Genomic DNA, 13,304 nt, shown 5'->3' on the forward strand with positions numbered 1-13,304 from the left:
AGCCCCCTCTATCGCCACCCGCCTAGGGCCGTTACAGGTACGACAGCCACCAATAGGCATGCCGCTGCTTGTAGCCCTGGTACCAGCGGCAGGGCCAGTACGTCAGCGCCACCACTACTACCCATACCGCATAGAGGCGCAGCAGGCTGGGCTGATAACCGGCTGGCCAGTCTTTTACGGCGGCAAACGACAGGTTAATAGCCTGCCCAAAAGCCAGGCGCGTCCACACATACGCCCCGCCGCTGATGAGGCAAAAATGCAGCACGAAGTAAAAGAGCGGCACCCGCCCATACGTACTCAGCCACCCACTGAGGCGGCTCGGCCGGCGCCCGGCCACGGCCAGCAGCAGCAGGGCCCCGCCAAGCGTGAGGCTCAGAAACAGCAGCGACGGCGGGTATTTGGTGACGTTCAAAAACGAGAGCAGGGTGTAGCCGGCCCCGCGCGGCTGCATGCTCCACGGACTAGGGTCGCCGTACCAGTTGGTGGCACGCAGGCCCACAAAAAACAGCAGCGCCGCCCCACCTGCTAAGCGAAGCCAACGCGTGCGCACGGCCGGCGGCGCCCCAAACCAGGGCCCGGCCACGTAGCCGGCGGCCATCACGGCGGCCCAGGGCAACACGGTATAGGCTGCCAGCACGGACACGGGCTGCATGGGCAATAAAAATGGGCTATGGTAGAGCAAGGCCCAACCGGCGCTAGCCGCCGTTACGGGCTGCGCAGCGGGCACCAGGTGCTGCCCAAAAATGATGGCCAGCGCCAGGCTAGCCAGCAGCCAGCGCGGCAGCCAAATGGCCCCCGCCAGCAGTACCATGCTCCAGCCCAGCGCCCAGATTACTTCGAGCACCAGCAGCGGATAGCCCCACTGCAGCAAAAAATTAATCACCACTAGCTCCAGCACCACCAGCCAGAGCCCACGCGTGAGCAAAAAGCGGCTGACTGCGCCCCGCCCAGGCTGCTTTTGCTGATATAAAAAAATGCTGACGCCCGCCAGAAACACGAACGTGGGCGCGCAAAAATGGGTAATCCAGCGCGTCAGAAACAGCGCCGCTGGGGCCTGGGCTACGTCTTCGGGCCGCACGGGGGTGGGGCACCAAAACTCGCGGATGTGGTCGATGGCCATGAGTACCATGGCCAGGCCGCGCACCACATCAATGGCCAGCACGCGGGGGCGGGCCGCCGCCTCGCCGGGGGCTGCCAGGCCGGGCAGCGAAAGAGTAGCAGGTTGGCTCATAAGGAGAAGCGCCTGAATGGCCCTGCCAAAGTACGCCGTATCTGCACTCCTTGCCCCGGCACCCGATAAACAAAAAAAGCCCCCGCTAGCAGGCTAGCGGGGGCTTTTCGTACTGAAGCAGCTAAAAGCTACACCAGCGATACTTTAACTGCGTTCGGGCCTTTTTTGCCCTGGGCAATTTCAAACTGCACTTTGTCGTTCTCGCGGATTTCGTTTACGAGGTCGGTTACGTGGACAAATACGTCCTCGCCGGTGCTGTCTACTTTGATGAAGCCGAAGCCTTTGGTTTCGTTGAAGAATTTTACGGTTCCTGTCTGCATGATGCTAGGGAAAAAATGGGGTGATGAAAGCAAGCAGCAGCGAACCTGTGTATTAATGTAGCGAACTACCCTAACGGTACTGAAACGTGGCGATTTGCCTTTTGTGCCCTAAAGGTACGGCGGATTTGCTGCGTGGGGCCACGCCCGGCAGCCGATGAGCTTACGGGCGGGCCGGTGAACGGCGATTGCGGGCGGTTTGCCGTAGAGTAAAATACGGCGCACACTAGCTGCCAGGGTCATTTTTCTTTTAAACCAGAATTTTTATGGAGATGAATTTCATTCGGCGCGGCACGGGCCCGCCTTTGCTGCTTTTGCACGGTATTGGGGGCAGCTGGCGCTCGTGGCAAACTATTTTGGACGGGCTAGCCCAGGAGCGCGAGGTAATTGCCGTGGACCTGCCCGGCTTTGGCGACACGCCGCCGCTGCGCGGCCCCGTAACCATTGCCACGCTGGCCGATGCGGTAACGGATTTTTTGCGCCAGCACAACCTGCTGGGCATCGATGCCGTGGGCAGCTCGATGGGCGCGCGGCTGGTGCTGGAGCTAGCCCGGCGCGGCGGCGTGCTGGGCGCGGTGGTATCGCTCGACCCCGGCGGGTTTTGGCAGGGCTGGCAGATTCCGGTTTTCTACCACAGCGTCGACCTCTCGACCCGGCTGGTGCGCGCGTTGCAGCCGGCCATGCCCTTTCTGACGGGCAATGCAGTAACCCGCACGCTGTTATTTGCCCAGTTTTCGGCCCACCCCTGGCAAGTTCCGGCGCACGTGGCGCTGACCGAGATGCGCACGTTTGCCCAGGCCCCGTCGTTCGACGAGCTGCTGCGCAACCTGGCCTATGGCGAGGTGCAGCAGGGCGCACCGCGGGGCAGCATCAGCGCGCCGCTGGTTATTGGCTGGGGGCGGCAAGACAAAGTGTGCCTGCCTAGCCAGGCTGCTTTGGCGCTGCAAAAATTTCCCGACGCCCGCCTCTATTGGTTTGATAACTGCGGCCACTTCCCGCAGTGGGACCAGCCGGCCGAGGCTACGCGCCTCATCCTGGCGGCCACTAGCGGCCGGGCTTTCCAAGACAGTGACATAGCCCAGCCCGCGCCGGCCGTGGCCGCCAGGCCGGTGCCGCAAGTGGCGGTGGTAGCGGGTGTGGCGGCACTGGTGGCGGGCGGCGCGTGGCTGCTGCGCAAGGCACGGGGCTAGCCGCCGCGACACCCAACTTTTACCTAGGGCGATGGTGTTTACACAAACACTGTCGCCCTTTCACTTTCCTGTTTATGGCTACCGATTATCAACCCATCGCCTGCGGCTTCTACGACGAGCTGGAAGCTATTGCGACCCGCAAAAAGCAGGTGTACGTGCAGTATTTCAACGATTTGCGCCAGCTCTGCCAGGGCACCACCACCATCAAAACCTTCCTCACCCGCGACCACGCCGAGTACGCGCAGCTCGCCTCGGGCGAGGAAGTACGCCTCGACCATATCATTCGCGTGGATGACACGCCCGCACCGGGCTTTGCCGAGTATCCCGATTTTCGGTGCGGCTGCTAGGCCCGCGCTACGATTTCACGAGCTTGCCGTGAGGCACCAGCGGCCGGCCCAGCAGCCAGGCCCGCACCAGCGCGTCGTCGGCCAGCACGTTGCCCAGCACCCGGTAGTTGGAGGCTAGCGCGGGGTTGTTGTCGGCGGCCTCGCGCACCACGCCCACGTTGCGCAAGTACGACGAGTGCACCATTTGCACGGCCCCACCCTCGCGCACCCGCAAAAAGGCCACGTGAAAATCGAGCCCCACCACGTAGAGCCCCGGCCCCTGCGCCCGCACCTGCTGCAGAAACTCCGCCTGGCTCGTGCCCCGGTATCGGCTGATGTACGCCTCTGTCGTCAGGTTTTTAATGATATTTTCGGAAGTCTGTTTGGCCAGCAGCGTGCGCTGCAGCCGCAGGCCGGTGTGGTGCAAAGCGGTGGTCACGAAGTAGCCGCAGGCAATGCTGCCTTGCCGGGGCTCCCAGGTTTGGCCATAAAACGCCCAGGGCGTGCCCTCCCAGGCCGGAAACACGGTGCTGTCGAGGGCCGTGAGCCACAGCGCGCGGGCCTCGGCCAGGCACGCGGCGCGGGCCGCCGGGCTAGCCGCCTGCCGGTAGCGCGCCGCCAGCCCTTCGCGGCGCGCCACTAAGTGCCGCAGCGTGGCCCGGTAGGTCGGGGCTGAGTAGCTGGCAGGCTGCTGCGAGTAGCAACTGCTGATAACCAGCAGTAATAGGAGCACATAGGCGAGGTGTTTCATAGAGCGCGGCGCGGCTAAAGCTGCGCTGTAACGCTCATTTTTTGCTAGCTGGTATTGCGGGGCTGCCTGTATGTTTTTACCCCTTATTTAAAGAGCTAGCCCAACCCAGCAGAAGCCGCTGCACTACGTCCAGTACTGCACCGGCGCATTGGGAAATCGGCGCTGCCACTCGGCGTAGAACCAAGCCTTCAGCTCCTTCATGGTGGGCAGGTCGTACACATATTTGAGGCCGCCGAACTTGTTGCGCTTCACGGCGCGGGTGCTTTCGTCGAGGTCAAGGCTCGTGCCCGGGTACCACCCTAGCAGCACCTCCTTCGAGCCGGGCGTGAAGCGGTGCGTGATGAACTCCACGGTGAGGTCGCAGTCGAAATCGAAGGCCGCCCGCAAGCGGTCGAACAGCTGGCCGTAGTGCTGCTGCCAGTCGGGCAGGGGCATAATGGGCGCCAGCACCACGCCCACCGGGTAGCCTCCGCCGCCCTGCGCCACCGGCAGCGCCAGCCGCCGCAGCGCCTGAATGCGGGCCTCCACGCTCGCGGTGCCACCCTCGAGCTGGCGGGCCAGCGGCTCGGCATTGAGCGAGGCGCGGGCACGGGTGTGGCCCTGGTGCGGCAGGCCTAGCAGGCTATCCACGTGGTCGTACTTGCTCACGAAGCGCAGGCGGGCGCCCTCGCGGCCAGCAAAATACTTCACTGTTTCGGCGAGCGCGCCGGTGAGGTGCTCGATGCCCAGCACGTCGGTGTAGCAGCTGGCCTCGAAGCTCACGGGGCGGCCGGGCCGCTCGTACAACTGCGTGTTTTCGAGCAGCTTGGGCAGGTTGGCAAAAGCACGCACCACGGGCGGGCCGCTGAGGCTGCCGGCCAGGTAGCAGTACTGGCAGTGCGCCGGGCAGCCCTCGGCCAGGTTGAGCTGGTAGTCGGCCGAGGGCGGCGTGGGCTGCAGGCGCAGCGCCCCGGCGGGCGCGTTCACCACGGCCAGGGTAGTTTTGGCGGTGCGGTAGGTGGCGCGCTCGTCTTCGCCACGCAGGCCGGTGAGGCGGTTGCTTTTGAGCAGCTCGATGGGCAAATTCAGCGCCTGGGCGCGGGCCAGTATTTGCTGGCCATACGCTTCCTGCAAGGCATCAGGCGTAAACAATACGCGCTGGGGCTGCCACAGCTTGGCGCCGTGCGTGCGGGGCGCGGCGGCCTCGGCGGGGGCTAGCGGGCGGGCTGTTTCGGGGGCGTTGAGGACGGGCAAAAAGAGGTCGGTCTGCATTACGTACTCAACGCCAGCGAGCCCGGAATAAGTCGTTTTGGGCTACGTTTGACGGCAATTAATTCGATTGATTATCAGTATCATGCAAAACGTTTGTCATGCTGAGCGCAGCGCAGCGGAGTCGAAGCATCTTGGCTGGGGTACTAACTCCTGGCGCTAGCAACGAAGCGGCCAAGATGCTTCGACTCCGCTGCGCTGCGCTCAGCATGACAAACGTTTTTTTTGCGCAGCTTTGCAATACTAAAGCCTATTTTTCAATGCCCGACCCTCCTTCCCCTACCGGCCCGGACCCCGGCACGCGGCACCCCGTGGGCGGCCACGAGCGGCTGGTTTTTTTGAAGAATATCCTCACCAACCCGCTCATCGAAGTGGGCGACTATACGTACTACGACGACTTTGACGACGTGCGCAATTTTGAGCGCAACGTGCTGTATCACTTCCCATTTATTGGCGACAAGCTGCGCATTGGGCGCTTTTGCCAGATTGCCTCGGGAGTGAAATTTGTTATGAACGGCGGCAACCACCGCACCGACCTGTTTACCACCTACCCATTCCCGGTTTTCGGCCAGGGCTGGGAGGCGGCATTTGACCCGGCCACGTTTCCGAGCAAGGGCGACTTGGTGGTGGAAAACGACGTGTGGCTAGGCCACGATGCCCTGCTGATGCCCGGCGTGCGGGTGGGCAACGGCGCCATTGTGGCCACGCGGGCCGTGGTCACGCGCGACGTGCCCGACTACGCCATCGTGGCCGGCAACCCAGCCCAGGTAGTGCGCCGGCGCTTCGACGAGGCCACCGTGGCCCGGCTGCTGGCCGTGGCGTGGTGGCACTGGGACGCGGCCAAAATCACGCGCCACCAGCGGGCCATTTGCAGCCTCGATATTGAGGCGCTGGAACGGGCGGCCTAGCCGGGTTTTGCGTATAGCTGGGCCATGACCGATGCCCCACTTATCCTCACGCTGACCCTGGACGAAGCCAGCCAGGCTTTTTTTGATGCCCAGCGCAAGAAGTATTTTCCACCTAAAATCAACTACCTCGGGGCGCACCTCACGCTGTTTCACGCCCTGCCGGGCCCGGAGGAAGCGGCTATCTGCGCCTACCTGGCCGAGGTAGCAGCTAGCCAGCCCGCGCCGCTGCCGCTGCAAGTCACGGGCCTCAAATTTATGGGGCGCGGCGTGATGTACACCCTCGCCAACCCCGACCTGCCGGCCCTGCACCGCCGCCTGCAGCAGCAGTGGCAACCCTGGCTATCGGCGCAAGACCAGCAGGGCCTGCGCCCCCACATCACGGTGCAAAACAAGGTAGACCCCGCCGTGGCGCGGGCCTTGCTGAGCGAATTGGAAGCTCGTTTCCAGCCCTTTGCGGCGCAGGGCACGGGGCTGGCGCTGTGGGCCTACCGGGGCGGGCCCTGGGAGCGGCGGCAGGTGTTTCCGTTTGGGGCGGGCTAGCCCCTCAAATCAGCTCCAGATGGGTGCTGGCCGCCATAAACTCGCTGAGCAGCGGCTGGGTGGTGGTGCCCAGGCCCGCCAGCACCAGTTGGGGCGGCGTAAGGTAGCCGGGCAGCTGCGGCCAGTCGGGGCGGTTGGGCGGGGGCGCAAAGCTCATGTGCCACTCCTTGTACTCGCGCCGGGGCACCAGCCCATCGGCCAGCTTTTCGAGGCGGCCGTGGCGCGGGTCGGCCGCAATGCGGGCGTAGAGGCAGCGCACGGCCGCCGGGCAGCCTTCCAGCACCTGCACAAACCGGCCGCCCCCGTACATGAGGACGCCCGTAATGCCGGCCCGCTCGTTGAAACCCCGGGACTGCTTTAGCAGTTGCAGCAAGGCTGCTTCCCCAAATTCGACAATCGCCGTGCTAATGTAGACGATGCTATAACAACCTCCTGGTTCACTCTCCATCCTTGCTAAGCACCCCGGCGCTCTTCGTATCTAGTAGGTAGCTTCTGCTGGCCATTCTTTCTTTTGCAGCTATTGCATAGCTGCTTGCCAGTGCAAATTTACCCTGGCAAGTGCTATTTCCTTCCTTTTTATGGATTTAAAAACTTCACCTGCCAAGCCGCTGACCGCTGATATCGTGCTCATTGGCGCCGGCATCATGAGCGCTACGCTGGGCGTGCTGCTCAAAGAGCTAGACCCTAGCCTGACCCTGGCCGTGTATGAGCGCCTCGACGAGGTGGCCGCCGAAAGCTCCGATGCCTGGAATAATGCCGGCACCGGCCACTCGGCTTTTTGCGAACTCAACTACACCCCCCAGCGCCCCGACGGCAGCGTGGATATCTCCAAGGCCGACAAAATCGCCGAGCAGTTTGAGCTAAGCAAACAGCTGTGGGCCAGCCTGGTAGAAGAAAGCAAGCTGCCCGACCCGAGCGCCTTTATTCACAGCATTCCGCACATGAGCTTTGTGTGGGGCACCGAAAACGTGGCCTACCTGCGCACGCGCTACGAGGCGCTGCTGGGCTCGCCGCTGTTTGCGGGCATGGAGTTCAGCACCGACCCGGCCGAGATTGAGCGCTGGATACCGCTGGTGATGGACGGCCGCGACCCTGGCCAGCCCGTGGCCGCCACGCGCATGGCCATCGGCACCGACGTCAATTTTGGGGCCCTCACCCGCGCCTTGTTCGACAACCTGCGCCGGCAACCGGGCGTCAGCTTCGAGCTAGGGCAGGAAATTGAGGATATCCGCCGCAAGGAAGGCGGCCTGTGGCGCGTGAAAATCCGCGACCGGGCCACCGGCAAAAGCCGCAAGGCATACACGCGCTTTGTCTTTATTGGGGCGGGCGGCGGCTCGCTCACGCTGCTCGAAAAATCGGGCATTCCGGAGGCCAATGGCTTTGGCGGCTTCCCCGTGAGCGGGCAGTGGCTGAAGTGCACCAAGCCCGAGGTTATTGCCCGCCACGATGCCAAGGTGTACGGCAAGGCCGCCGTGGGCTCGCCGCCCATGTCGGTGCCCCACCTCGACACCCGCCAGATAAACGGCCGCCAGGAGCTGCTCTTCGGCCCCTACGCCGGCTTCAGCACCAAGTTTTTGAAGCGCGGCTCCTACGCCGACTTGTTCCGCTCGATTGAGCTGGGCAACATCCGGCCGCTGCTCTACGCCGGGGCGCGCAACATTCCGCTCACTAAGTACCTCATCGGGCAGGTGCTCCAAACGCCCGAGCAGCGCATCGCGGCCCTGCGCGAGTACTACCCCGAGGCCCGCCCCGAAGACTGGCAGCTCGAAACGGCCGGCCAGCGCGTGCAGGTCATCAAGAAGGATAAAAAACAGGGTGGCGTACTGGAGTTTGGCACCGAGGTGGTAACGGCCGCCGACGGCTCCATTGCCGCGCTGCTGGGCGCCTCGCCGGGGGCTAGCACGGCCGTCAGCATCATGCTGGATTTGGTGCAGCGCTGCTTTCCCGAGCACGCCGCCTCGCCCGCGTGGCAGGCCACCTTCCGGCGGCTGGTGCCGTCGTTCGGCCAGCATCTGGCTGCTAATGCGGCGCTTACCCAGCAGGTGCGGGCGCACTCAGCGCAGGTATTGAACCTGGTGTAAATACTCGCTTATTGATTATAACAGCCATTGGTCTGTCATTGCGAGCCTGCGAAGCAATCGCACCCGAACGAGTCGTGCAGGTTTCGTTCGGGTGCGATTGCTTCGCAGGCTCGCAATGACAAAAGATATTACCTAGCCCGGTTTTTAACTGCTTTTCTATGACCTGCTTATTGCTCATCGACTTTCAGCTTGATTTCCTGCCCGGCGGCGCCCTGGCCGTGGATGGAGGCAACGCTATTCTGCCACTGCTCAACGACTTGCAGCCGCGCTTCGACCTGGTGGTGGCCACTCAGGACTGGCACCCGGCCGGGCACCGCAGCTTTGCCAGCACCCACCCCGGCCAGGAAGCATTCAGCGAAATACAGTGGCAGGGCCTGCCCCAACGCCTCTGGCCCGACCACTGCGTGCAGGGCTCGCCGGGCGCCGCGCTGCACCCCGGCCTCAACCTTGACCGCGTGGAAGCTATTTTTCGCAAAGGCACTGACCCCGAATTGGATAGCTACAGCGCATTCTTCGATAATGGCCACCGCCGCGCCACCGGCCTCACGGGCTACCTGCGGGCGCGGGGCATTACGCAGGTGTTCGTGGCCGGGCTAGCCACCGACTACTGCGTGTATTACTCGGCCAAGGATGCCCACGGCGAAGGCTTCGAGGTAGCCGTGCTTGAGGACGCCAGCCGGGGCATCGCGCCCGAGAGCATAGCCGCCGCCAAGGCCGACCTGCTGGCACTGGGCGTGCGCTTTGTGCAGGCCAGCGAGGTGCTGGCGGGCTAGCCGGTCTATTCACAGAAAACGGCCGTCATGCTGAGCTTGCCGAAGCATCTTGCTTGCGTCGCTAGGGTTACTAATCCTAACGTTGCGAGCAAGATGTCGGCAAGCTCAGCATGACGACCGTCTTTTTTTGACGCCGCTCCCCTGTTTTACGGGTTAATCGTCACGATGCTGCCGTCGGGGTTGCGCTTGAGTTCGGTCACTTTCACGTTGCGCAGCCAGGTTTTGCCGCTGAGCTGGGTGTCGTGGTAGAAAATGTACCACTTGCCCTTGAATTCGACGATGGAGTGGTGGGTGGTCCAGCCCTGCACGGGGTTCATAATGACGCCTTTGTAGGTGAAGGGGCCGGTGGGCGAGTCGCTCACGGCGTACACGAGCAGGTGGGTGTCGCCGGTCGAGTACGAGAAATAGTACTTGCCCTGGTACTTGTGCAGCCAGCCGCCCTCGAAGAAGCGCCGCTTGGTATCGCTGGCCAGCAAGGGCTTGCCGGCTTCGTCCACAAGCTTGATTTCCTTAACCGGGCCGGCAAAGTGCTTCATGTCGGCGCTGAGCTGGGCCACGCGCGGGCCAATGGCGGGCTCGTTGCCGTCGGGCTTTTTCTCGGGGGCGTTGGCGTCGTAGGTGCCGGTTTTCCAGCGCTGCAGCTGGCCGCCCCAGAGGCCGCCAAAGTACATGTAGGCCTTGCCATCGGTGTCGGTAAACACGGCCGGGTCAATGCTGTAGCTGCCCGCAATGGGCGCTGGGTCGGCCTTGAACGGGCCGGTGGGCGACTGGCTGGTAGCCACGCCCATGCGGAACACGTCCTGCTTGTCCTTCACCGGAAAATACAGGTAGTACGTACCGTTCTTGAAGGCCGCGTCGGGCGCCCACAGCTGGCGGCCGGCCCAGGGAATATCCTTGAGGTCGAGGGCCACGCCGTGGTCGGTGACTTTGCCGCCCACGCTGTCCAGCGATAGAATGTGGTAGTCGCGCATGGCAAAGTGGTCGCCCTTGTCATTCTCCGGAATGCCCGCCTCGATGTCGTGCGAGGGGTAGATGTAAAGCTTGCCGTTGAAGACGTGCGCCGAGGGGTCGGCGGTGTAAATGCTGCTGATGAGCGGCTGGCTCAGGTATTTGGGCTTGCCGCCCGTGGTATCGGCCGGGGCGCCGGGGGTGCCGGTGGCCGGCTGGCCGGCAGTTTGGGTGGGCTGGCTTTGGCAGGCGGCCAGGGCTAGCGGGGCGGCAAGCAGCAGGGCCGCCCGGTGAGAAGCGAGGGTACGCAGCATCTTCGGGAGAGGTGGTTGGTGGTGGGGCCGCAAGCTAGCGCGCAGTTTTTTGGCTCATCTATCGGTTTCGTTTGGATAGGCCCTAGCCCCGCGGGGCGGGCGCAACCACGGCCCGGCCCAGCCGTTTTTACCCCATGGACTTACAGCCCCGCAGCACGGCTCCCGGCTGGCAGCACACCGCCTACCGCATTATTTTTGAGTCGGATACGCGCGCCGGGCGCGCCTTCGACATTGCCCTGCTGGTAGCCATTGTGCTGAGCGTGCTCACGGTGATGCTCGACAGCGTGGAGCACATCCGGCTCGAATTTGGCGGATACCTGCGGGGGCTGGAGTGGTTTTTTACCGGCCTTTTCCTGCTTGAGTACCTGGCCCGGCTGCTGGTGGTGCGCCGCCCGCTGGCCTACGCCCTGAGCTTGCTGGGCATCATCGACTTTCTGTCCATCATGCCCACGCTGGCGGCGCTGCTGGTGGCGAGCAGCCGCTACTTGCTGGCCATTCGCACGCTGCGGCTGCTGCGGGTATTTCGCATTTTCAAGCTGGGGCGCTTTGTGGGCGAGGGCGAGTTTATCGTGACGGCGCTGAAGGCCAGCCGGTTTAAAATCCTGGTTTTTCTCTCGGCCGTGCTCTTGCTGGCCATCGCCGTGGGCTCGCTGATGTACGTGGTGGAGGGCGGACACAACGGCTTCACGAGCATCCCGAAGAGTATTTACTGGGCCATCGTGACGCTTACCACGGTGGGCTACGGCGATATTTCGCCCCACACCGTGCTCGGGCAGGCCCTGGCCTCGGTGCTCATGATTTTGGGCTACGCCATCATTGCCGTGCCCACCGGCATCGTATCGGCCCAGATGGCGCTGCCCGCTAGCCCGGCTACGGCGCCTACGCCGGCCTTCAAGCAAGCCGCCTGCCCTAGCTGCCAGGCCACCGGGCACCGGCCCGAAGCAGCCTTTTGCTGGCAGTGCGGCGGGCCGGTGTGAGGGCATACAAAACAAACCGCCCGTCATGCTGATTCATAACCGTCCGTCATGCTGAGCTTGCCGAAGCATCTTGGCTGGTTGCGTAAAGGACCATTTTCCTCACGTACCCTGGTAAGATGCTTCGGCAAGCTCAGCATGACGGACGGTTATTACTTACTTGTCATCTGAATGCCTAGCAGCCAACTCCTAGCCGTTCATTTGCTTGAAACGGGCATCTACCTCAGCGCGCGAGGCTAGCCGGATGCTTTCGGAGGTGCCGTAGCCCACCTCTTCCTCGCCGGCGGCGAGGCGGGCCACGATGCTATCGGCAAAGGCATCAACGGGCACGGCCCAGGTGTGCAGGCCCGGTCCGCCGAGGTCGGTGTTCACGCCGGGCGGCACAATTTCGAGCACCCGCACGCCCGTATCGGCCAGCTGCCGGCGCAACGACAGCGTGAAGGAGTGCAGCGCCGCCTTGGTGGCGCTGTAGATGGGCGCGGCGGCCATGGGCGCAAACGCTAGCCCCGACGACACGTTAATAATGGCCGGCGCGCGCTGCTGGCGCAGGTGCGGCAACAGCAACGCAGCCAGGTGGATGGGTGCTTCGAGGTTGATGGCAATTTCCTGGCGCTGCTGCTCCCAGGCGGCGAGGTCGGCGGGCAGGCCGGCTATTTGAAAGCGGTTTTGGATGCCGGCATTGTTAATCAACACGTTAAGGGCCGGAAAATCGACCACTACGCGGCTAGCCAGCTCGGCGCGGCTGGTGGCCTGGGCCAGGTCACAGGCGTAGAAATGCAGGCCGGGCACCTGCTGCTGGGCCGCTTGCAGCTTGTCGGCCCGGCGCCCGCAGATAATAACCTGGCTGCCCGCCTGGGCAAAGCGCTGGGCTAGGGCCAGCCCGATGCCAGTGGCACCGCCCGTGAGCAAAATCGTGTTGTGGGAGAGATTCATCAGAAGGGAAATAAGACCGGGAAGCGTACGTAAACCCGCCTGGGCCGGCCAGCCCCGCCGGCTACCTTTGCGGCGTGGAAAACCCCTCTCCTACCTTCCGCGCCGCCACGCCGGCCGACGCGCTCGCCCTGGTCGACCTCATCAACCGGGCCTACCGCAGCGAGGCCAGCCAGGCCGGCTGGACTACCGAAGGCCACCTGCTGGAAGGCCCCCGCATCGACGCGGCCACGCTGCTTGAGCTGCTGGCCGCCCCGCCCGCCGTATTGCTGCTGGCCGAGCTGACGGGCCGGCCAGCCGGCTGCGTGTACCTTGAGCCGCAAGGCCCAGCGCTGTACCTGAGCATGTTGGCCGTGGCCCCCGAGGCGCAGGCGCACGGCCTGGGCCGGCAGCTGCTAGCCCAGGCCGAGGCCCACGCCCGCCAGGCCGGCTGCGCCAAAATCAAGATGAGCGTGCTGGCCCTGCGCCCCGAGCTGCTGGCCTGGTACGAGCGCCAGGGCTACCGCCGCACCGGCGCCAGCGAGCCGTTTCCGGCCACCACGCGCTTTGGCCGCCCGCGCCAGCCCCTCACGCTGCTCACGCTCGAAAAGGCAGTTTGAGTGGTGCGCGATTCGAGTACCAGCGAGTTATCCGGCAGATTAAAAACCTGGTATTCCGTCATGCTGAGCGGAGCGCAGCGCAGTCGAAGCATCTTGGCAGGGCACGTATGGGCCGCTCAACGAAGCGACCAAGATGCTTCGACTGCGCTGCGCTCCGCATGACGAGGTGTTTTT

Annotated in this window: 15 protein-coding genes; 8 read left to right on the top strand and 7 right to left on the bottom strand. The window is 63.8% G+C overall.

The genetic code is table 11. The annotated features are described in order from the left end of the window. Positions 1-31: 31 nt before the first annotated feature. Together Q5H89_RS01695 and Q5H89_RS01700 are read right to left on the bottom strand one after the other, a co-directional pair. Entirely contained in the window at positions 32-1,231 is a 1,200-nt protein-coding gene (locus tag Q5H89_RS01695; RefSeq protein WP_305017556.1) for a DUF1624 domain-containing protein, read from the bottom strand. Between the two features lie 128 nt (positions 1,232-1,359). Then, positions 1,360-1,551: a cold-shock protein gene (locus Q5H89_RS01700; RefSeq protein ID WP_151087837.1), complete on the bottom strand. Its 192-nt coding sequence runs from the start codon at positions 1,549-1,551 to the stop codon at positions 1,360-1,362. A 263-nt stretch (positions 1,552-1,814) separates the two neighbouring features. On the opposite strand from Q5H89_RS01700, the gene Q5H89_RS01705 reads away from it, so the two are divergent. Next, entirely contained in the window at positions 1,815-2,738 is a 924-nt protein-coding gene (locus Q5H89_RS01705; protein ID WP_305017557.1) for an alpha/beta fold hydrolase, read from the top strand. Positions 2,739-2,812: 74 nt separating this feature from the next. Then, complete coding sequence (locus tag Q5H89_RS01710; protein WP_305017558.1) at positions 2,813-3,085, top strand: hypothetical protein; 273 nt, start codon at positions 2,813-2,815, stop codon at positions 3,083-3,085. Between the two features lie 7 nt (positions 3,086-3,092). Here Q5H89_RS01710 and Q5H89_RS01715 read toward each other — a convergent pair whose 3' ends face one another. After that, the gene (locus tag Q5H89_RS01715; protein ID WP_305017559.1) at positions 3,093-3,815 is read right to left on the bottom strand and encodes a hypothetical protein; all 723 of its coding nucleotides are present in this window, start codon (positions 3,813-3,815) and stop codon (positions 3,093-3,095) included. A 123-nt stretch (positions 3,816-3,938) separates the two neighbouring features. After that, positions 3,939-5,066, bottom strand: a complete 1,128-nt coding sequence (locus tag Q5H89_RS01720) for a spore photoproduct lyase family protein (protein WP_305017560.1) — start codon at positions 5,064-5,066, stop codon at positions 3,939-3,941. Between the two features lie 257 nt (positions 5,067-5,323). Between Q5H89_RS01720 and Q5H89_RS01725 the strand changes: the two genes are divergently transcribed. Together Q5H89_RS01725 and Q5H89_RS01730 are read left to right on the top strand one after the other, a co-directional pair. Continuing rightward, the gene (locus Q5H89_RS01725; protein WP_305017561.1) at positions 5,324-5,971 is read left to right on the top strand and encodes a CatB-related O-acetyltransferase; all 648 of its coding nucleotides are present in this window, start codon (positions 5,324-5,326) and stop codon (positions 5,969-5,971) included. Between the two features lie 24 nt (positions 5,972-5,995). Then, on the top strand, positions 5,996-6,511 hold the full coding sequence (locus Q5H89_RS01730) for a 2'-5' RNA ligase family protein (protein WP_305017562.1): 516 nt from the start codon (positions 5,996-5,998) through the stop codon (positions 6,509-6,511). Positions 6,512-6,515: 4 nt separating this feature from the next. Here the strand turns inward: Q5H89_RS01730 and Q5H89_RS01735 are convergent, their stop codons facing one another. Beyond that, positions 6,516-6,959 (bottom strand): BLUF domain-containing protein, encoded by a 444-nt coding sequence (locus tag Q5H89_RS01735; RefSeq protein ID WP_305017563.1) that lies wholly within the window; start codon positions 6,957-6,959, stop codon positions 6,516-6,518. A 103-nt stretch (positions 6,960-7,062) separates the two neighbouring features. On the opposite strand from Q5H89_RS01735, the gene Q5H89_RS01740 reads away from it, so the two are divergent. Then, positions 7,063-8,592 carry a malate:quinone oxidoreductase gene (locus Q5H89_RS01740; protein WP_305017945.1) on the top strand — a complete coding sequence of 510 codons (1,530 nt, stop codon included), beginning with the start codon at positions 7,063-7,065 and terminating at the stop codon, positions 8,590-8,592. A 158-nt stretch (positions 8,593-8,750) separates the two neighbouring features. Further along, positions 8,751-9,365 carry a bifunctional nicotinamidase/pyrazinamidase gene (gene pncA, locus Q5H89_RS01745; protein ID WP_305017564.1) on the top strand — a complete coding sequence of 205 codons (615 nt, stop codon included), beginning with the start codon at positions 8,751-8,753 and terminating at the stop codon, positions 9,363-9,365. Positions 9,366-9,511: 146 nt separating this feature from the next. Here pncA and Q5H89_RS01750 read toward each other — a convergent pair whose 3' ends face one another. After that, a complete protein-coding gene (locus Q5H89_RS01750) occupies positions 9,512-10,627 on the bottom strand; it encodes a glycoside hydrolase family 43 protein (protein ID WP_305017565.1) in 1,116 nt (371 codons plus the stop codon). 134 nt (positions 10,628-10,761) lie between these two features. Between Q5H89_RS01750 and Q5H89_RS01755 the strand changes: the two genes are divergently transcribed. Next, complete coding sequence (locus Q5H89_RS01755) at positions 10,762-11,604, top strand: ion transporter (RefSeq protein WP_305017566.1); 843 nt, start codon at positions 10,762-10,764, stop codon at positions 11,602-11,604. A gap of 186 nt (positions 11,605-11,790) precedes the next feature. Here the strand turns inward: Q5H89_RS01755 and Q5H89_RS01760 are convergent, their stop codons facing one another. Then, positions 11,791-12,534, bottom strand: coding sequence for an SDR family oxidoreductase (locus Q5H89_RS01760; protein ID WP_305017567.1), 744 nt, complete (start codon positions 12,532-12,534; stop codon positions 11,791-11,793). A 74-nt stretch (positions 12,535-12,608) separates the two neighbouring features. On the opposite strand from Q5H89_RS01760, the gene Q5H89_RS01765 reads away from it, so the two are divergent. Beyond that, positions 12,609-13,130, top strand: coding sequence for a GNAT family N-acetyltransferase (locus tag Q5H89_RS01765; RefSeq protein ID WP_305017568.1), 522 nt, complete (start codon positions 12,609-12,611; stop codon positions 13,128-13,130). The last annotated feature ends 174 nt before the right edge of the window (positions 13,131-13,304 follow it).

The sequence above is a fragment of the Hymenobacter cheonanensis genome, from assembly GCF_030581075.1.
In the GTDB taxonomy this organism is placed as follows: Bacteria; Bacteroidota; Bacteroidia; order Cytophagales; family Hymenobacteraceae; genus Hymenobacter.